This is a genomic window from Mycolicibacterium xanthum (assembly GCF_019710635.1).
Taxonomy (GTDB): Bacteria; Actinomycetota; Actinomycetes; order Mycobacteriales; family Mycobacteriaceae; genus Mycobacterium; species Mycobacterium xanthum.
Genome location: NZ_JAIFZS010000013.1, coordinates 1 through 18786 on the forward strand (window position 1 = coordinate 1; position 18786 = coordinate 18786).

General features: G+C 67.3%; 18 protein-coding genes. 11 read left to right on the forward strand and 7 right to left on the reverse strand.

Annotated features, from left to right (window positions below; genetic code table 11):
- Nucleotides 1-150 precede the first annotated feature (150 nt).
- Nucleotides 151-1038: an IclR family transcriptional regulator gene (locus JDV09_RS07710; protein ID WP_221368541.1), complete on the reverse strand. Its 888-nt coding sequence runs from the start codon at nucleotides 1036-1038 to the stop codon at nucleotides 151-153.
- A 106-nt stretch (nucleotides 1039-1144) separates the two neighbouring features.
- Here JDV09_RS07710 and JDV09_RS07715 point away from each other — a divergent pair, with 106 nt between their 5' ends.
- The 4 genes from JDV09_RS07715 to JDV09_RS07730 all read left to right on the forward strand — a co-directional run bounded on the left by JDV09_RS07715 (nucleotide 1145) and on the right by JDV09_RS07730 (nucleotide 4864).
- The gene (locus JDV09_RS07715; protein ID WP_221368542.1) at nucleotides 1145-2272 is read left to right on the forward strand and encodes a hypothetical protein; all 1128 of its coding nucleotides are present in this window, start codon (nucleotides 1145-1147) and stop codon (nucleotides 2270-2272) included.
- 3 nt (nucleotides 2273-2275) lie between these two features.
- Nucleotides 2276-3058: an SDR family oxidoreductase gene (locus JDV09_RS07720; protein WP_221368543.1), complete on the forward strand. Its 783-nt coding sequence runs from the start codon at nucleotides 2276-2278 to the stop codon at nucleotides 3056-3058.
- Nucleotides 3058-4203 (forward strand): sulfotransferase family protein, encoded by a 1146-nt coding sequence (locus JDV09_RS07725; protein WP_221368544.1) that lies wholly within the window; start codon nucleotides 3058-3060, stop codon nucleotides 4201-4203. Before JDV09_RS07720 ends, JDV09_RS07725 begins: the two co-directional genes overlap by 1 nt.
- A 115-nt stretch (nucleotides 4204-4318) precedes the next feature.
- A complete protein-coding gene (locus JDV09_RS07730) occupies nucleotides 4319-4864 on the forward strand; it encodes a hypothetical protein (RefSeq protein ID WP_221368545.1) in 546 nt (181 codons plus the stop codon).
- 12 nt (nucleotides 4865-4876) lie between these two features.
- Here JDV09_RS07730 and JDV09_RS07735 read toward each other — a convergent pair whose 3' ends face one another.
- Together JDV09_RS07735 and JDV09_RS07740 are read right to left on the reverse strand one after the other, a co-directional pair.
- Nucleotides 4877-5326 (reverse strand): hypothetical protein, encoded by a 450-nt coding sequence (locus tag JDV09_RS07735; RefSeq protein ID WP_221368546.1) that lies wholly within the window; start codon nucleotides 5324-5326, stop codon nucleotides 4877-4879.
- Nucleotides 5323-6468 carry a 3-ketosteroid-9-alpha-monooxygenase, oxygenase component gene (locus JDV09_RS07740; RefSeq protein WP_221368547.1) on the reverse strand — a complete coding sequence of 382 codons (1146 nt, stop codon included), beginning with the start codon at nucleotides 6466-6468 and terminating at the stop codon, nucleotides 5323-5325. Before JDV09_RS07740 ends, JDV09_RS07735 begins: the two co-directional genes overlap by 4 nt.
- Before the next feature lie 145 nt (nucleotides 6469-6613).
- Between JDV09_RS07740 and JDV09_RS07745 the strand changes: the two genes are divergently transcribed.
- The 4 genes from JDV09_RS07745 (at nucleotide 6614) to JDV09_RS07760 (ending at nucleotide 11383) form a co-directional block, all read left to right on the forward strand.
- Nucleotides 6614-7852, forward strand: a complete 1239-nt coding sequence (locus tag JDV09_RS07745; protein ID WP_221368548.1) for an MFS transporter — start codon at nucleotides 6614-6616, stop codon at nucleotides 7850-7852.
- A 9-nt stretch (nucleotides 7853-7861) separates the two neighbouring features.
- Nucleotides 7862-8476: a TetR/AcrR family transcriptional regulator gene (locus tag JDV09_RS07750; protein WP_308124054.1), complete on the forward strand. Its 615-nt coding sequence runs from the start codon at nucleotides 7862-7864 to the stop codon at nucleotides 8474-8476.
- A gap of 177 nt (nucleotides 8477-8653) precedes the next feature.
- Nucleotides 8654-9955, forward strand: coding sequence for an adenylate/guanylate cyclase domain-containing protein (locus tag JDV09_RS07755; protein WP_221368549.1), 1302 nt, complete (start codon nucleotides 8654-8656; stop codon nucleotides 9953-9955).
- Nucleotides 9956-10072: 117 nt separating this feature from the next.
- Nucleotides 10073-11383 (forward strand): adenylate/guanylate cyclase domain-containing protein, encoded by a 1311-nt coding sequence (locus JDV09_RS07760; RefSeq protein ID WP_221368550.1) that lies wholly within the window; start codon nucleotides 10073-10075, stop codon nucleotides 11381-11383.
- Between the two features lie 340 nt (nucleotides 11384-11723).
- Here JDV09_RS07760 and JDV09_RS07770 read toward each other — a convergent pair whose 3' ends face one another.
- Genes JDV09_RS07770 through JDV09_RS07780 form a run of 3 tightly spaced genes read right to left on the reverse strand, consistent with a single transcriptional unit; the run spans nucleotide 11724 to nucleotide 14983 of the window.
- Complete coding sequence (locus JDV09_RS07770; RefSeq protein WP_221368551.1) at nucleotides 11724-12917, reverse strand: thiolase family protein; 1194 nt, start codon at nucleotides 12915-12917, stop codon at nucleotides 11724-11726.
- Nucleotides 12917-13984, reverse strand: coding sequence for a thiolase family protein (locus JDV09_RS07775; protein WP_221368552.1), 1068 nt, complete (start codon nucleotides 13982-13984; stop codon nucleotides 12917-12919). The genes JDV09_RS07770 and JDV09_RS07775 overlap by 1 nt, the downstream gene beginning before the upstream one ends.
- Before the next feature lie 9 nt (nucleotides 13985-13993).
- Entirely contained in the window at nucleotides 13994-14983 is a 990-nt protein-coding gene (locus tag JDV09_RS07780) for a Zn-ribbon domain-containing OB-fold protein (protein WP_221368553.1), read from the reverse strand.
- Between the two features lie 58 nt (nucleotides 14984-15041).
- Here JDV09_RS07780 and JDV09_RS07785 point away from each other — a divergent pair, with 58 nt between their 5' ends.
- From JDV09_RS07785 to JDV09_RS07795, 3 genes are all read left to right on the forward strand, one after another.
- Nucleotides 15042-16073 carry an LLM class F420-dependent oxidoreductase gene (locus tag JDV09_RS07785; RefSeq protein WP_221368554.1) on the forward strand — a complete coding sequence of 344 codons (1032 nt, stop codon included), beginning with the start codon at nucleotides 15042-15044 and terminating at the stop codon, nucleotides 16071-16073.
- A 109-nt stretch (nucleotides 16074-16182) separates the two neighbouring features.
- Nucleotides 16183-16878 (forward strand): acetoacetate decarboxylase family protein, encoded by a 696-nt coding sequence (locus JDV09_RS07790; protein ID WP_221368698.1) that lies wholly within the window; start codon nucleotides 16183-16185, stop codon nucleotides 16876-16878.
- Complete coding sequence (locus JDV09_RS07795; RefSeq protein WP_221368555.1) at nucleotides 16875-18083, forward strand: cytochrome P450; 1209 nt, start codon at nucleotides 16875-16877, stop codon at nucleotides 18081-18083. Before JDV09_RS07790 ends, JDV09_RS07795 begins: the two co-directional genes overlap by 4 nt.
- A 116-nt stretch (nucleotides 18084-18199) precedes the next feature.
- On the opposite strand, the gene JDV09_RS07800 is transcribed toward JDV09_RS07795, so the two are convergent.
- The gene (locus JDV09_RS07800) at nucleotides 18200-18772 is read right to left on the reverse strand and encodes an HD domain-containing protein (RefSeq protein WP_308124055.1); all 573 of its coding nucleotides are present in this window, start codon (nucleotides 18770-18772) and stop codon (nucleotides 18200-18202) included.
- Nucleotides 18773-18786: the final 14 nt, after the last annotated feature.

Below are 18786 nucleotides of genomic sequence, written 5' to 3' on the forward strand. Positions count from 1 at the left end.
AATCGAATCCGGACCCACCCGGCCCTCACAGAAATTCGCCGTCGACCGCAGCAGATCCGCCTGAGCAGGCGTCCGTCCCAACGTCACCCACTCATTCAACTCAACCAGCGGCGATCAGCCGGTCACCGCCACGCAAAAAACACCATCCACCTAGCCGCCCGCCTTGCGCCCGCCGATCTGGGTGGTCAGCCGGTCGGCGGTGCCGATCACCTGACGGGCGTGCCGGGCGATCTCGGCGTCGGTCAGGGCCGCGCCGATCTGCAGCGACAACACCATCGCCTGACGCTGGTGGTGATCGTAGACCGGGGCGGAGATCACGCTGATCTCGTGGCGGCCCCTGCCCCCGGATTCACCACGCAGATAGACGCGTTCGCCGATGTCGGAGATCATCTCGCCGAGCAGCGCGCGCAGTTCGTCGGGCAGCGTGCTGGACATGCCGGCCAGCAGCGCATAGAGGCGCCTGCCGCCGGGGGTGAGTCGCTCGGCGAGATAGCCGGCGGCCCGGCATTCGGCGACCACGCGGTCGAGTCGCTCGGCATCGATGCGCGACGGGATGGTCGGGGGGCGGGCCAGCCAGTCCCGCAGGGCGTCCTCGTCCCACAACACGAACATCAGGCCCACCGGCGGTGCGAACGGATAACTCTGCCCGGCCCGCAACGGCGCGCTGACCCCAGGCGGCGCGACCAGCTCGAGCAGCGTGATGCGGTCGTCGACCACCGCCGACAGCGCCGCCGTGGTGCCGGATACCGCGGCGAGCTCGCGCAGCTCTTCGCGGACGGCCGGATTGACCCGCAACGACTCCTGGGCGATATGACCGAGGGCGATCAGCGACGGGCCGAGGCGGTAGGTCTTGTCGGCCGCATCGCGAACGAGGTAGCCGGATTCGGCCAGCGTGGTGATGATGCCCAGGCACGTCGGCTTGCTCTGACCGGTGCGCCTGGCCAATTCGGAGACGCCGAATCGGTCGTGCGGGTGCCGGGCCAGGAAGTCCAGCACCGCGATGACGCGCTGCGTCGGCGGCGACGCCCGACCGCTCATGGCTGCTGCCCCTCCGACCGCGTTGACTCGAACTAGAACGAGTTCTAGTCTCGGACCAGAACTCTACCGATCCGGTCCAATATTGAACCGTGGAGGCATCCGCCGCATGTATTCCCAGCCGCTGGCCGACGCGATCGCCGAGGCCGAGGGCCTCGTCGCGGCCGCGCCGTTCATCGAGTCCGAAGCCGATCTGCTCGAGGGTCTGCAGTACCTCGCCGGGTGCATCGCGGCATGCACGCACCTGGCCTTCGACTACGACCGTGACCATCCGTTCATGCAGTCGGGCACCGGGCCGTTCACCAAGATGGGCCTGGATAACCCGGACACCCTGTACTTCGGCACCCGGGTCCAGCCGGGCCACGAATACGTCGTCACCGGGGTTCGCGGCACCACGACCGACCTGAGCTTCCAGATGCTCGGCGGTGAGTACACCGACGACAATGTGCCGGTCAGTCAGGCCGCGTTCGACGACCGCGAGCTCGCCATCGCCGCCGACGGGTCGTTCGAGTGGCGGATCACGCCGAACAGCCCGTCGCAGCTGCTCGTCCGTGAGGTCTACAACGACTGGTCGGCCCGGCGCGGCTTCATCAGCATCGCGCGAACCGACACGGCGGGAACCGCGCCGCCACCGCTGAGCAGAGAACTCGTCGAGAAGCGCTATGCCGTCGCCGCCAGGCAACTCGTACAGCGGGTGAAGACCTGGCTGCAGTTCCCGCAGTGGTTCTATAACAACCTGCCGGTGAACACGATGGTCGCGCCGCGGCTCACCCCGGGCGGTCTGGCGACTCAGTACAGTTCGGTCGGGCACTTCGACCTGGCCCCCGAACAGGCCATGGTCATCACCGTCCCGGTCTCCGACGCGCCCTACATGGGTTTCCAGCTGGGTAGCCTGTGGTACATCTCCCTGGACTACATCAACCACCAGACGTCGCTGAACGGCACTCAGGCGCAGGCGGATCCGGACGGCAAGATCAGGATCGTCGTCTCCGAGCTCAATCCCGGCGTCACCAATTGGTGCGAGGCGCTCGGACACCGCAAGGGTTATCTGCAGTTCCGGTGGCAGCGGCTGTCCCGCGAGATGACCGAGGCCGACGGCCCTACAGTCGACGTGGTCGACATCGACAAGGTGGCCGCGGCGCTGCCGTACCACGACTCCAACAAGATCTCCGAACAGCACTGGCGGGATCGAATCGCGCTGCGCCAGAAACAGATCGCAGACAGGATGGTGGGTTGAGTGATGAACGGACTGCTCGAGGGCAAGGTCGTGGTCATCAGCGGTGTCGGCCCGGCGCTGGGGACGACACTGGCGCGCCGGTGCGCGCAGGCGGGCGCCGACCTGGTGTTGGCCGCGCGAACGGTCGAGCGGCTCGACGACGTGGCCAAGCAGGTCACCGACATGGGCCGTCGCGCGGTATCGGTCGGCACCGACATCACCGATCAGGCGCAGGTCGACAACCTGGTCCAGGAGGCGATGACGGCCTACGGCAAGGTCGATGTGTTGATCAACAACGCGTTCCGGGTTCCGTCGATGAAGCCGTTGGCCGACACCACCTTCGAACACATGCGGGAGGCGATCGAGCTGACGGTGTTCGGTGCCCTGCGGCTGATCCAGGGATTCACGCCGGCACTGGCCGCGGCCAACGGATCGGTGGTCAACGTGAACTCGATGGTGGTCCGGCACTCGCAGGCCAAGTACGGCGCCTACAAGATGGCCAAGTCCGCCCTGCTGGCGATGTCGCAGTCCCTGGCCACCGAGCTCGGCGAACAGGGTATCCGGGTGAACTCCGTTCTGCCCGGCTATATCTGGGGTGGAACGCTGGAGAGTTACTTCACCCACCAGGCCGGCAAGTACGGCACCACCGTCGACGAGATCTACCGGGCCACCGCGGCAGCGTCGGACCTCAAGCGGCTGCCCACCGAGGACGAGGTGGCCTCGGCGATCCTGTTCATGGCCAGCGACCTGTCCAGCGGCATCACCGGCCAGGCGCTGGACGTCAACTGCGGGGAGTACAAGGCCTGATGTCCGCCCGGACGAACGTGGGCACCGTCGAGGACCTGCATGACTCGGCGACCAAGGCCTGCGGCCTTGACGACTTCGGAACCGACGACGACAACTATCGTGAGGCGCTCGCGGTGTTGCTCGACTCCTATGCCCGCGACGCCGATCTCACCGAGTTCGGTAGCAAGATGCAACGGTTCTTCGTCCGCAACGCGCTGGTCGCACGGCTGGTCTCGGAAGCGGCGTTTCGGCAGCATCCCGAGCACGCCGGGGTGTCGATCGAGCGGCCGATCTTCGTCACCGGCCTGCCGCGGACCGGCACCACGGCGTTGCACCGGTTGCTGGCCGCCGATCCCCGCCATCAGGGGCTGGAGCTGTGGCTTGCGGAGTTCCCACAACCACGGCCACCGCGCGAGACCTGGTCGCAGAACCCGGTGTTCGCCCAGTTGGACGCTCAGTTCACCAAGGCGCACAACGAGAACCCGGACTACACCGGCCTGCACTACATGACCGCCGAAGAGGTCGAGGAGTGCTGGCAGCTGTTGCGCCAGTCACTGCACTCGGTGTCCTATGAGACGCTGGCCCACGTACCCACGTACTCGCAGTGGCTGGCCAGGCAGGACTGGACCCGGCCGTATCGGCGGCACCGGCGCAACCTGCAGTTGATCGGGCTCAATGACACCGACAAGCGCTGGGTGCTCAAGAACCCCAGCCATTTGTTCGCACTGGATGCGTTGTTGGCGACCTACCCCGACGCTTTGGTGATCCAGTGCCACCGTCCGGCCGAGACCATCATGGCGTCGATGTGCTCGCTCGCCCAGCACACCACCGAGGGCTGGTCCAACGTGTTCGTCGGCGAGACGATCGGCGCGGATTCGCTGGAGACCTGGTCGCGCGGGCTGGAACGGTTCAATGCCGCGCGCGCACAACAGAACCCGGCGCAGTTCTACGACATGGACTACTTCGATTTCATCGCCGACCCGGTAGCGACCGTGGAGGCGATATACCGTCACTTCGGTATCGAGACCACCGGTGAGGCCCGTGCGGCGATGCAGGCCAGCCATGAGGCGAGCAAGCAGGGCCCACGCGCGCCGAAGCACACGTATTCGCTGGCCGACTACGGCCTGACCGACCAGCAGGTCGCCGACCGGTTCAAGGGGCTCTGACGCCCGTTCGGGGGCATCCGGTTCCGCCGTCGTGCCTCACGTCCGGCGGTCATGTGCAACGCTGAGTACATGGGCCGAATCGATGCCCGATTGGTCGGCGTGGGCGGGCCAGACGATGGCTGATCGACCGTCGGTACAGGTGTTATCCGGGCCGGTCGCGGTCACCAGCCTGTTGGTCGGCCTGTTCACCTGGCCGCTGGCATTCAACCTGGGGGCCTACGGGACGGTGTTCTACGACGACGTCTTTGCTCTGGTGGTGTCGTCTTCGATCCTGGTGGTTCTCACCGTCGTCTACCGACCGTTCGGCAGAATGGGGAATTGGGTGACCGCGCTGGCCCTGTCCGGTCCGCTCGCCTGGCTCGTCGTCGCGTTGTTGGTGAACGGGTCGGCCAGTGGTGCGCTGGACCGGCCGGTCTTCGCGTGGGCGGCCGCGCTGATCATCGTGGTGTCGGTGCCGCTGACGTTGCGCTTGCTGTTCGAGTTGTTCTATCCGGAGATGACCTCGCCGGCCCGGCATCGGCAGCGTCTGGGCATTGTGGCGCTGGTGGCCGCGGTGGCGCTGGTCGGATTCCTCGTCGGCAGCAACAACGACCGCGTGATGAGGTGCTCGGATTTCACGATCGCCGGCTCCGATGTCCCGGACAACTGCAAGGGCGACTGACCGCCGGACGCGTCAGCCGTCGCCGGGTGCCGGAGCGTTGGAGTACTCCTCGAGGCAACCCTCGGCCACTGCGTGGCGGATGCTGTCGGTCAGCCGGGGACACGACCGCGCGCGGGCCGGATCGCCACCGGATTCCCGGATCTCGGCGAAGTAGACACATCGCTGCGTGGCCTCGGTACTCCACTGCACCGACGTGTGTGCCGGTCCGAGTTTCTTGACCTGCACGGTGACGTGGCAGTGCCGACAGTCGACCGCTGCCAGTCCCGCGGTGAGGTAGCGCTCGCGATCCTGGCGGGTGCTCTCGTGCACCGCGGCCGCCCGATCCGGATTCGATGCGAAATCCGGTGCCTTGCGCCAGGATCCGGGCACGTCGGGACCTGGAGCGTGGTGATGGTCAGCGGCGTCGTGCCCGCCGTGCAGCTGGACCATCGACCGGGCGATCCGGTCCACGTCGGGTTTCATGTCGCCTGCGTTTCGGCCGCGGCGCGGGCCTTCAGGTTCTCCTCGACCTCGACATGCCACTTCTCGTTGGCGGCCGTGGTGTCGACCTCCATCTCGAAGCGGTCGGTCATCTCCGGCGTCACGTCGGCCACATCGACGTAGAACTGCTGGTACCAGCGTCGCATCTGGTAGACCGCGCCGTCCTCCTCGACCAGCAGCGGATTGTCGATGCGGGTCTTGTGCTTCCAGATCTCCACGTCCTGCAGGAAGCCCTTGCTGACACCGTCGGTGAACGCGTCGGCCAGTTTCTGGGTGGTGGCGTCGTCGAGCCCCTTGGGCTTGTCGACGATGACACCCCACTGCAGCACGAACGAGTCCTGGGTGACCGGGTAGTGGCAGTTGATCAGGATCGACTCGGACTTGAAATCGCCGTACTTGTTGTGCAGCCAGTTGATCATGAACGACGGCCCGAAATAGCTGGCCTCCGAATCCAGCGATGCGTCGCCGTAGGCGGTACCCATGTCGTCGATGTCGGGCCGACCGACGTTGTGCAGGTACTGCGACGCGATGTGGCCCTCGAAGACGTTCTTGAAGTAGGTCGGCAGGCCGAAGTGGATGTAGAAGAAGTGCGCCATGTCGGTGACGTTGTCGATGATCTCGCGGCAGTTGGAGCCCTCGATCAGCAGCGTGTGCCACTTCCAGTCGGTCCATTCACCGCTGGCCCACTCCGGGATCTCCGGGATGCGGACCTCGGGCTGCGGCGGGTTGCCCTCGTGGTCGTGCCAGACGAACAGCAGACCGCCGCGCACGTCGGTGTGCCAGGCGCGGGTGCGGGCCAGTCGGGGGGTGCGCTTGGCGTATGGCACCAGCTTGCATTTGCCGTCGCCGCCCCAGCGCCAGTCGTGGAACGGGCAGGCGACCTCGTCACCCTTGATCGTGCCCTGGGCGAGGTTGCCGCCCATGTGCCGGCAGTACCCGTCCAGGACCTTCAGCTCGCCGTGGGAGTCGGCGAACACGACGAGCATGGTGCCGAACGCCTCCACGGCGTGCGGCTTGCCGTCCCGGTAGTTCTTCACCGGCCCCAGGCAGTGCCATCCCCTGGCATACCGGTCGGGCAGGGTGCCGGTGTCGATCTCGCGAACGCCTGCGACTTCGGTGCTCACCTCGGGCCTCCCAGTCATTTCCTCGAATTAGAACACGTTACAGTTTTTCGCCGGGCGAGCGCAATCCGATGGGCGTTCACCTGCGGAGAAAGTGACGAAAGACCCTCACTCGCCGCTGACCCACGCCCCTTATATAGTGAACAGTATGTTCACTAATTCTGCCGTTCTCCCGCTGCCCTCGGCCGGTGTCGTGGCCGGCCGGCGACCGCGGGCATGGCTGGCGGTCGCCGTGGCCACGTTCGCCGTCGCGTGGGGCGGCAACGAGTTCACCCCGCTGCTGGTGATGTACCGGGGTCGCGACGGCTTCTCTGCACTGACCGTGGACCTGCTGCTGTTCGCCTACGTGTTCGGCATCGTGCCCGCCCTGTTGATCGGCGGGCCGCTGTCGGACCGATTCGGCCGCCGCCCGTTGATGCTGCCGGCCCCGCTGCTGGCAGCGGTGGGCTCGCTGGTGCTGGCCCTCGGTGGGAACTCGGCGCTGGTGCTGGGGGTCGGCCGGGTGTTCAGCGGAATCGCGCTCGGGCTGGCGATGGCGGTCGGAGGCAGCTGGATCAAGGAGTTGTCCAGCCCGCCGTGGGACGAGGGCGGCGCCGGTGCTCGACGTGCGGCGATGAGCCTGACCGCCGGGTTCGGGTTGGGGGCCGGAGCAGCCGGGGTGCTGGCCCAGTGGGCGCCCGCACCCACGACCTTGTCGTACGCGGTGAACATCGCGGTGGCGCTGGCGGCGACCCTGCTGCTGGTGGCCGCACCTGAGACCCGGGCGCGCGACGACTCCGGCAGGCCGTGGTGGGCCGACCTGGCCGTGCCGGCCGGGACGCGGCGGCGCTTCCTGCTGGTGGTCCTGCCCGTCGCGCCGTGGGTGTTCGGCGCCGCGGCCTCGGCCTACGCGGTGTTGCCCGCGCTGATGACCGAACGCGCAGCGGGGGCGCCGATCGCGTTCTCCGCCCTGCTGTGCGTGGTGACGCTCGGGGTGGGCTTCACGGTGCAGCACCTTGCCCGCCGACTCGGCGGGGGGCTGCGGCCGGTCGTCACTGCGCTGATGCTGCTGATCGCCGGGATGGCGATCGCGGCGTGGGCAGCGGTCGCGCTGACGATCTTCTCCGCACTGGTCGCGGCCGCTGCGCTCGGAGCGGGGTACGGCATGGCGATGCTGGCCGGCCTGCAGGAGATCCAGCGCATCGCAGGCCCCGACGACCTCGCCGGGCTGACCGCGGTGTTCTACAGCGTCAGCTATCTCGGCTTCGCCGTTCCCGCCGCGTTGGCGTTCCTGTCGCAGCGCGTGCCGGGGTTGCTGAGCTATCCGGTGATGTTCGGCGCAGGATCACTGGCCGCGCTCGGATGCCTGACCGTGGTCGCGTTGGGGGCGCGCAGGTCGCGGCCATAAGCTGGCCGGGTGGGCGGCACCCAACGGACCTCACGTCGCGGGCGCCCGCGCAGCGAGGCGGTGCGCGGGCGTGTGCTGGGGGCCGCTGCGGAGCTGGCGCTCGAGGGCGGGCCCGGTGCCGCGACGGTGGAGGCCATCGCCAAACGCGCCGAGGTCAGCCGCACCACGATCTACCGCTGGTGGCCGTCGGCGGCGGCGATCGTGCTCGAAGGTCTGCTGGAGTCGGTCCGGGAATCGATCGTGCGCCCGACGGGCAGCACCACCGTGCAGGCGCTCGTGCACCACGTCGGTGCCCTGTTCGCCATCCTCGCGGACCCGGCCACCGGGCCGTTGCTGCGCAACGCGATCGCCGCGTCGGCCTCGGATCCGGCGATCGAACGGGCGCTGCTGGAGCAGTGGATCGGCCCCCGCCGCGAAGCCGTCGCGACCACGCTGCGCGCGGCGGTACGCGCCGGTGAACTGCCCGCCGACACCGATGTCCGGGTTGCGGTCGACGCGCTGGTGTCCCCGCCCTACTACCGGTTGATGTTCGGCATGGCACCGCTGGACGATGCCGCCATCGCCGCCCTGGTGCACACCGTGTGGCGCGGGTGCCGAACCGATCAAGAGGGCGGTGGTTCGTAGGTCGCGGCCAGCCAGGCTGGGTGCCGGCGTTCGCGTTCTGCGTTGATCTCGAGACCGCTCCGGTGCAGAACGATTTGATCAGGTGATGGGCACCGACTGGCTGAAGAACATTTCAGGGAGCGCTCTTGAACAGCATAAACGTCTGTCGGCGTGCTCCCCCGAGAATAGACTTCGGCCGTGTTCTCGGAGACGCGCTATGCGATGAACGGGGACTTGCGCGTCGCGTATCGCGCGTCACGTGAGGGTGAGCGCGACATCGTATTCGTCCCGAACTGGTTCACGTGCTGCGAGCACCTCCCGGAGTTACCGTCCCTTCAAGGGTGGGTCGAGGCGATGACATCGCTTGGGCGACTGATCTTCTTCGATCAGCCGGGCACAGGAGTGTCAGATCCCGTCACGTCGGGCGCGCTACCGACGTTGGAGCAATGGGCCGACAGCATCACCGCGGTGCTCGACGATCTCGGCAGTCGCGACGCGGTCCTGCTCGCGAGCGCCGGCGCGGTTGCGACGGGGGCACTGTTCGCGGCGACACATCCGTCACGCACCACCGCGCTCGTGGTGCTCGAGGGCTACGCGTATCCAGCAAGTCCACGTACCGGCGAGGAAGTGCGGGCAGCGATGGTCGCGATGTGGGGGACGGGCGAGTTCAAACATGTCATGAATCCGGACATGCCGTGGAACGAAGAGATCCGGGCAGCGTGGGCCCGACAAGAACGCCTGGCGGCGAGCCCCGGGACCGTCGCCCTCATGCAGCCGTTGGTGTCCTTTCTGGACATGCGGGCGGTGCTTCCCACAGTCCGCGTGCCCACCCTCGTTCTCCACCACAGCGACGATCCGCTGATCCCGCCCACGCTGGGCAAGTACGTCGCCGACCACATACCGGGTGCGAAGTACGTCGGGCTTCCAGGGCGCAACGTGCAACACTTCGTCGAACCATGGCGGCCGTCCTTCCAGGAATTCGCCGAGTTCCTCACCGGCCACCAGGCCGACGTGGCCGATGATCGGGTTCTTGGCACCCTGCTCTTCACCGACATTGTCGACTCGACTCGCCGGGCAGCGGAGATGGGTGACCGGGACTGGCATGCGTTGCTCGATGCGCACGACGCCGTCGTCCGGTCGCAGCTGGCTCGTTTTCGAGGCCGTGAGGTGAACACGTCGGGCGATGGGTTCCTCGCGATGTTCGACGGCCCGCAGCGAGCGATCCGCTGCGCGATGGCAATTCGCGGCGCGGTGCAGTCCCTCGGCATCGAGGTGCGAGCCGGGCTGCACACCGGCGAGTGCGAGGTCCGTGGCGACGACATCGGCGGGATTGGCGTGCACATCGGCGCGCGGGTGAGCGCATTGGCCGCGCCGAACGAGGTGCTTGTGTCTAGCACGCTGCGCGACTTGGTGATCGGGTCAGGGTTGGAATTCGAGGAGCGCGGCTCACACGAACTCAAGGGCGTGCCCGGCGAATGGCGCCTCTTCGCCGTCGTGTAGCTCTTGTGCACCCGGTAGCACCGACTAGCTGAAGAACCCTTCACGGGAACGCTTGTGATCAGCATAAACGCTGCCAATGCGCACCGCCCGACCCGTTCGTCGGCTTAGACTTCGGGCGTGTTCTCGGAGACGCGCTACGCGCTGAACGGGGACTTGCGCGTCGCCTATCGCACGTCACGCGAAGGTCCTCGCGACATCGTGTACGTCCCGAACTGGTTCACAAATTGTGAGGTTGTCCCGGAGCTACCGTCCGTTCAGGGGTGGGTCGAGGCGATGACATCGCTCGGTCGACTGATCTTCTTCGACCAGCCGGGCACCGGAGCATCCGATCCCGTCACACCGGACGCGCTGCCGACTTTGGAGCAATGGGCCGACAGCATCACCGCGGTGCTCGACGACCTCGGGAGTCGCGAAGCGGTTCTCGTGGCGGTCGACGGAGCGTTCGCGCCCGCTGCGCTGTTCGCGGCGACACATCCGTCTCGCACCACCGCGCTGGTCGTGCTCGGCGGTTACGCAGATCCGGGTGGCACCCGACTCGTTCAAGACGAAGTTCAAGCTGCGTGGGTCCACATGTGGGGTAGCGGGAAGGTTCAACATCTGTCTAATCCGGACATGCCGTGGAACGAGGAAATCCGGGCCACGTGGGCTCGAATGGAACGTCTCGCGGCGAGCCCAAGGACGTTAGCTCTGGCGATACCTCTCGTGACGGAAGTGGACGTGCGGGCGGTCCTTCCGACAGTCCGTGTGCCGACTCTGGTCGTCCAGCACTCCGACGACGTGATCATCCCGCCCGCGAAGGGCAAGTACATCGCCGACCACATACCCGACGCGAAATACGTTGAGCTGCCGGGCCGCAACTGGTACCACTTCGTTGAACCGTGGCGACCGTCCTTCGAGGCGATCCACGAGTTCCTTACCGGCCAGCAGGCTGACGTGGCCGATGATCGGGTTCTCGCGACGGTGCTGTTCACCGACATCATGGGCTCGACGCACCGCGCCGCCGAGATAGGTGACCGCGACTGGCATGCCTTGCTTGATGCGCACGACGCCGTCGTCCGGTCGCAGCTGGCTCGGTTTCGTGGCCGCGAGGTGAACACATCGGGCGACGGGTTCCTCGCGATGTTCGACGGCCCACAGCGAGCGATCCGCTGCGCGATGGCAATTCGCGACGCGGTGAAGGCACTCGGCATCGAGGTGCGCGCCGGGTTGCATACCGGTGAGTGCGAAGTGCGCGGCGATGACATCGGCGGGATCGCCGTGCACATCGGCGCGCGAGTGAGCGCCCTGGCCGGGCCGAACGATGTGCTGGTGTCCAGCACGCTGCGCGACCTCGTGATCGGATCAGGGCTCGAGTTTCAGGAGCGCGGCGCTCATGAGCTCAAGGGTGTGCCCGGCGAGTGGCGTCTCTTCGCCGTCGCATCTGGGTAGCGGTGGGTTCCGGCGAATTGATTTCGCCTTGTCGCAAGCGCCTGTGCACTCGATGGGTACGGCAGTAGTGCTCGAGGCGGGACGCGTTGGGAGACCCCGAACGGCCAGGGCTGGGTGTTGTCGATGTCGCAGCCCGCCACCGGGGCGTCACACCCAGGCCGACGGCAGGTCAGGTCACGCCGGCACAGGAACTCCGAGAGCCTCGGCACGGCCGTAATCTGCGGTTAGAACAACTGGTCCGGCAGCGCAACGGAGTCGAAGCCGATGTCCTCGGCGGTTCTGGCGAGCGCGACGAGTTGGTCGAGAGGACCCATCGCGATGCTGCAGGTGTACTGCACCGTCAGGACCCGGCGACCGGCTTTTCCGAGCCGACGACCCACATCGAATAGTACTGTGCGCCACCGCCATAGGCGTGGCCGAGCGCCTTGCGGGCGCCCTGCACCTGATGCTCGCCGGCCTTGCCCATCACCTGGATCGCGGACTCGGCGAACCGGATCATGCCCGAGGCGCCGATCGGATTCGACGACAGCACACCGCCGGACGGGTTGAACGGGATGCGGCCGCCCATGGCGGTGTCGCCGGCCTCGGTGAGCTTCCAGCCCTCACCCTCGGCGGCGAAACCCAGGCTTTCCAGCCACATCGGCTCGTACCAGGAGAACGGCACATAGACCTCGGCCACGTCGATCTCGTCGATCGGGCTGGTGATCCCGGCGGCCTTCCACAGCGCGGCCGCGGCATCGCGGCTGGCCTGCGGGTTGACCTGATCGCGGCCCGCGTAGGCCAGCGGTTCGGTGCGCAGCGCGGTGGCGTGGATCCAGGCCACCGGATGTCCGTCGGCCACCCGGGCGTCGGCGCTCGCCTCGTCGCCGATCACCATGGCCGCCGCGCCGTCGGAGGACGGGCAGGTCTCGTCGTAGCGGATCGGGTCCCACAGCATCGGCGACTCCATCACCTTCTCCAGGGTGATGTCGGGCTGGTGCAGATGGGCCAGTGGGTTGCGCGCTCCGTTGAGCCGGTCCTTGACCGCCACCATGGCGCCGATGTGGCCCGGGGCGGCGGAACGGCGGATGTAGGCCCGCACGTGCGGGGCAAAATACCCACCCGCACCCGCACCGACGGGCTTGGTGAACGGCACCGGAATGCTCAGTGCCCACATGGCATTGGACTCGGACTGCTTCTCCCAGGCCATGGTCAGCACCCGCCGGTACTTACCGGACTGCACCATGCTGGCCGCGACGATCGCGGTCGAACCACCCACCGATCCGGCGGTGTGCACCCGAATCAGCGGCTTGCCGGTGGCGCCGGTGGCGTCGGCCATGAACAGCTCGGGCATCATCACGCCCTCGAAGAAGTCCGGCGCCTTGCCGACCACGACGGCGTCGATGTCGGCCATCGTGGCACCGGCGTCGGCCAGCGCTCGGTCGATCGCCTCGCGCACCAGGCCGTTCATCGAGACGTCCTTGCGTTTGGCGACGTACTTGGTCTGTCCGGTGCCCAGCACCGCGGCGAGCCTCTTCCGTGTTTGAGAAGCCATCAGTTCTTGCCTTCCAGGACTGCTACCAGGTTCTGTTGCAGCGCAGGCCCGCTCGTCGAATGGGCCAGCACGCGCGAGGCGTTGCCGTCGAAGATGTGCCGGGCGGCGAAACCGATCCGCTCCAGCCCGGCGGAGAACATCGGGTTGGCGGCCAGCGCACCGCCGGACGGGTTGATTTTCGTCGACCCGTTCAGCCCGATCGCCTCGGTGAGGATCAGCTGCTGGTGGCTGAACGGTGCGTAGAGCTCGGCGACGTCGATGGAGCCGGTATCCCCGCCGGTGGCAGCCGCGGCCGAGGCCGTGGTCGACGGTGAGGTGGTGAGGTCCCTGGCGCCCAACACCGGTGTCTCGATGCGGTGTTCGATTCCGGTGATCCAGGCCGGGTTCTCGCGCAGCTCGCGGGCACGGTCGCCGGCGGCCAGCACGATCGCCGATGCGCCGTCGGTGATCGGTGCGATGTCGTGGCGCCGCAATGGATCCGCGAAGAACGGGCGGTCCAGCAGGTCCTCGACGGAGTCGGCCGGCTCGACCGAGTCGGTCCGCGCGGCCGCAGCCATCGAGTCCAGCGCGACCTGGGCCATGTCCGCTGCGCTCCACTTTCCGGCATCCAGGCCGAAACGCGCCTGCAGCCCGGCCATCGACACCGAGTCCGGCCACAGCGGGGCCACCGTGTAGGGGTCGGTCTGCAGGGCCAGCACCCGGCGCAGCGTGCCCGCCGAGGACTTGCCGAACCCGTACACCAGCGCGGTCTGCACCTCGCCGGTCAGGATCTTGATATAGGCCTCGTAGAGCGCCCACGCGGCGTCCATCTCGACGTGGGACTCGTTGATCGGGGGTACCGCGCCGATCGAGTCGATCGCCGAGATGAACGAAAATGCTCTTCCGGCAAGATAATCCGAGGATCCTGAGCACCAGAAGCCGATGTCGGTCTGCTCGAGGCCCAGCTCGTCGTAGAGTTGATGGAAACACGGCATCAGCATCTCGACGCCGTTGGTGGTGCCGTCGGTGCGGCGCACATGTGGCGCGTGTGCGAAGCCCACCACTGCAACTGAATCATTCAGGGTCATAAGGTCCCTTTACAGGTGGTGCTTGTAGGAGTCGTAGTCGGCGTCCGGCTCGCCGGTCGGCCGGAAGTAGTCGATGTTGTCGATACCCAGGCCCCACTCCTCGCGAGGCTTCCACACCGCCTGCACCCGCATGCCCATCCGGACGTCGGCCGGATCGATCTCGGTGACCAGGTGCAGGAACGGGATGTCGGCGCCGTCCAGTAATACATATGCCGCGACGTAGGGCGGTTTGATGCGCTGGCCCGGGAACGGGATGTTGATGATCGCGAAGGTCGTCACGGTGCCCTTGTCGGACAGCTCGACGTACTCGTCGAGTTCCAGGCCGGTGGCCGGATCGGCTTCCTTGGGCGGGAAATAGACCTTCCCGGTCCCGTCGGTGCGCGCGCCGAGCAGCTTGCCCTCCTCGAGTGCCCGCAGGAATGTGGACTCGGGAAGCGAAGCGGTGTGCTGGATCTCGATGCTTGAGGGAGCCACCTGAATCGCCACCGGGTCGAGGTCGACCGGCGGCCCCTCGGGTTCGGCCTGATCGCCGAGCGCGAAGTAGGCGATATCGGTGATCGCGCCGACGGGCTCGTCGACCCAGTGCGCGTGCACCCGCACGCCGGTGCCGACCGCGTCGGCGGAGTCGGCGGCCACGGCGTGCAGCATCGGGGTGTCGGCGCCGTCGAGTTTGATCAGCGCCCACGCGAACGGGCGGTCCAGCGGCTGCCCCTCAAGGAGGAACTGCTGCCACGTCCACGACACCACCGTCCCCACGCCGGCGACCGGCACCACCTCGGTCAGGGGCTCGTAGGTGACGGGGTCATACTCAGCGGGCGGAACCAGTACGCGCCCGTCCGATCCGCGCACGCCGATGATACGTCGTTCGCGCAGGGCGGTGAAGAACTGGGACAGCAGTGGACCTACTGAACGGGTGTAGTCGAATGAGAGCTTCAGCGGCGCTGACAACGGCTTCTCATGAGGGTCGATCTGCACCGGGCTGCCTTTGCTGGTGGTCACGGCATCGAGTAGAACAGGTTCTAAGAATGGTTTCAACCATGTGTCTGGAGGCGGACCGATGAAGCTGGGCTTGCAGCTCGGGTACTGGGGTGCGCAGCCCCCGACCAACCACGCCGAACTGGTGGCCACGGCCGAAGACTCCGGGTTCGACACCGTGTTCACCGCCGAGGCGTGGGGGTCGGACGCCTACACGACGCTGGCCTGGTGGGGGCGCGAGACCAGCAGGATGCGGCTGGGCACATCGGTGATCCAACTGTCGGCGCGCACTCCGACGGCCTGTGCGATGGCGGCGCTGACGCTGGATCATCTGTCCGGGGGCCGGCACATCCTGGGCCTGGGAGTGTCCGGGCCGCAGGTGGTGGAGGGCTGGTACGGCGCCAAATTCCCCAAGCCGCTGGCCCGCACCCGGGAGTACATCGACATCCTGCGCCAGGTCTGGGCACGTGAGGCCCCGGTGCGCAGCGACGGCCCGCACTATCCGTTGCCGCTGACCGGCGAGGGGACCTCCGGTCTCGGTAAGAGCCTCAAGCCGATCACCCACCCGTTGCGTGCCGACATCCCGGTGATGCTCGGCGCCGAGGGGCCCAAGAACGTCGCGCTGGCCGCCGAGATCTGTGACGGCTGGCTGCCGATCTTCTACTCCCCGCGCATCGCGCCGATGTACAACGAATGGCTCGACGAAGGGTTCGCCCGCCCCGGCGCGCGGCGCACCCGGGAGACCTTCGAGATCTGCGCGACGGCCCAGGTCGTCGTAACCGACGACCGGCCCGAGATCATGGAGTTGATCAAGCCGCACCTGGCGCTGTACATGGGCGGGATGGGTGCCGAGGACACCAACTTCCACGCCGACGTGTACCGCCGGATGGGATACGCGGAGGTGGTCGACGACGTCACCACACTGTTCCGGTCGGGCCGCAAGGAGGAGGCGGCCACGGTGATCCCCGACGAACTGGTCGACGACTCGGCGATCGTCGGGGACCTCGCCTACGTGCAGCAGCAGATCAAGGCCTGGGAGGCTGCCGGGGTGACGATGATGGTGGTCGGGGCCCGCTCACCCGAACAGATCCGCGATCTGGCCGCGCTGATCTGAGGCCGAGAGTAGACACTTCTTGCCGACTGTCTAGAACACGTTCTAGATTGGCGGTGTGACTCACGACACCGCCGTCTCGCGCCACACCATCGCCGGCACTGTCCTGACCATGCCGGTGCGGGTCCGTACCGCACAGCAGCACACCGCGATGTTCGTCGTGGACGCCGACCCCGCCCAGCGCATGATCGACTACAGCGGCCTGCGGGTGTGCCGCTTCGGCCGGGGGGCCCGCCGCGCGCTCGTCGTGCTGATGCTGATGCACTACGACGACACCGACCTCGGTCGGTACTACGAGTACGGGACCAACGTGATGGTCGATCCGCCGGGAACCCCGCCCTCCAAAGCGAGCGGATTCAGCGCCCTGCAATCGGCCGGTGCGTTCGTCCACCACCTGCCCGTCGATCAGGCCTTCACGCTGGAGGCCGGCCGCACCATCTGGGGCTACCCCAAGGTGATGGCCGACTTCACCGTCCGCAACGGCCGCCAGTTCGGGTTCGACGTGACGATCGACGGCCGGCTGGCGGTGAGCATGGAGTTCCGGCCCGGCCTGCCGGTGCCGTCGGCCTTCACCTCCCGCAGGCAGGTGCACTCGACGTACTCGCACCTCGACGGCGTCACCCGGGAGACACCGGGGGAGATGGTGATGTCCGGGGTGCGCTACCGGCCGGGTGGCGTCTCGCTGCGGCTCGGTGACCACCCCTATGCTGCCGAGCTCGCTGCGCTGGGATTGCCCAAACGGGCCCTGGTGTCGAGCTCGGCTGCCAACGTGGACATGACATTCGGCGACGCCAAGGAGATCGCGTGACGACTTTTGCCTCCACCAAGCCCGATGTGGACCTGGCCGACGGCCGGTTCTACGCCGACGGCAACGCGCGGGAGGCCTACCGGTGGATGCGGGCCAACCAGCCGGTTTTCCGGGACCGCAACGGGCTGGCGGCCGCGGCGAGCTATCAGGCCGTGCTGGACGCCGAACGCGACCCTGAGTTGTTCTCCAGCGCCGGCGGGATCCGGCCGGACCAGGGCGGCATGCCGTACATGATCGACATGGACGACCCGGCACACCTGCTGCGGCGCAAGCTCGTCAACGCCGGCTTCACCCGCAAGCGCGTGATGGACAAGGTGCCGTCGATCGAGGCGCTGTGCGACACGCTCATCGACGCGGTCTGCGAGAAAGGCGAGTGCGACTTCGTCCGCGACATCGCCGCCCCGCTGCCGATGGCGGTCATCGGCGACATGCTCGGGGTGCTGCCCGAGGAGCGCGAGATGCTGCTGACCTGGTCCGACGAACTGGTCGGCGGGCTGAGTTCACACCTCGACGAGCTCACCATCCAGAAGGTGATGGACACCTTCGCGGCCTACACCGCGTTCACGATGGAGGTCATCGCCAAGCGGCGGGCAGAGCCGACCGACGACCTGTTCTCCATCTTGGTGAACTCGGAGGTCGAGGGTCAGCGGATGTCCGACGACGAGATCGTCATGGAGACCCTGCTGATCCTGATCGGCGGAGACGAGACCACCCGCCACACGCTGTCCGGCGGCACCGAGCAGTTGCTGCGCCACCACGATCAGTGGGACGCCATGGTCGCGGATGAGGAGCTGCTGCCCGGCGCGATCGAGGAAATGCTGCGTTGGACGTCGCCGGTGAAGAACATGTGCCGGACGCTGACCGCCGACACCGTCTTCCACGGCACCGAGCTCAAGGCCGGCGAGAAGATCATGCTGATGTTCGAGTCGGCCAACTTCGACGAGTCGGTGTTCGGCGATCCCGAGGTCTTCCGCATCGACCGCAACCCGAACAGCCACCTGGCGTTCGGCTTCGGCACCCACTTCTGCCTCGGTAACCAGCTAGCACGCCTCGAGCTCAAGACGATGCTGTCGCGGGTGCTGCAGCGGATGCCCGATCTGCGGCTGGCCGACGAGTCGGGGCTGCCACTGCGCCCGGCGAACTTCGTCAGCGGGCTGGAGTCCATGCCGGTGGTGTTCACCCCGTCGGCCCCGGTGCGCGGCTGAGTTCCCGCGCCTATTCCCCGCCGAACTCGCATTCCGGCAGGGCTCTTCTCGCACTTTTTCTGCCGGAATGCCATTTCGGCGGTAACACCGAATGCCATTTCGGCGGCGGGTAGGGGTCAGTGCAGGTACGGGTCGGAGTGCCCGAGTGTGCGGAGGCGTCGCCTGACCCGGGCGGCGGCGGCGCGGATGTAGTCGTCGCGTTGGGGATTGGCCAGCGCTCCCGGCGATGTCGGACCGTGACGTGCCAGCTTCTCCCGCAGCCGTTTGGACACCGTGATGAACGAGCCGTCCTGTTGGGCGGTGTTGTCGGCTGTGGTCAGGACATCGGAGGACGCGTCCTCGACGAACTCGAACGTCCGCAGCTCGTCCGTCAGCTCCCAGACCTTCGCGACGAATCGACTACCGGAATGGTGGGCCACCAGATCGCAGACCGTCCCGGGCCAGCCCTCGTCGCGCAGGTACAGCGCGCCGTCGAGCGGATGGAATCCCGACTGCCGCAAGGCCGGCAGATATCCGATGTCGTGCAGCCAGCCGGCCGCGACCAGAGCCTCGGCCTCTGCCACGGGCACGGTCACGGCGAGCACTTCGGATCGGGTGGCGACGGCTTCGACATGCGACAACCGCACCGGCTCGTCCCGCATCAGATCGGTGGCGAGAGCTCGGGCCTGCGACGCGAGTGTCCCGGTCACAATTCCCAAGCTAG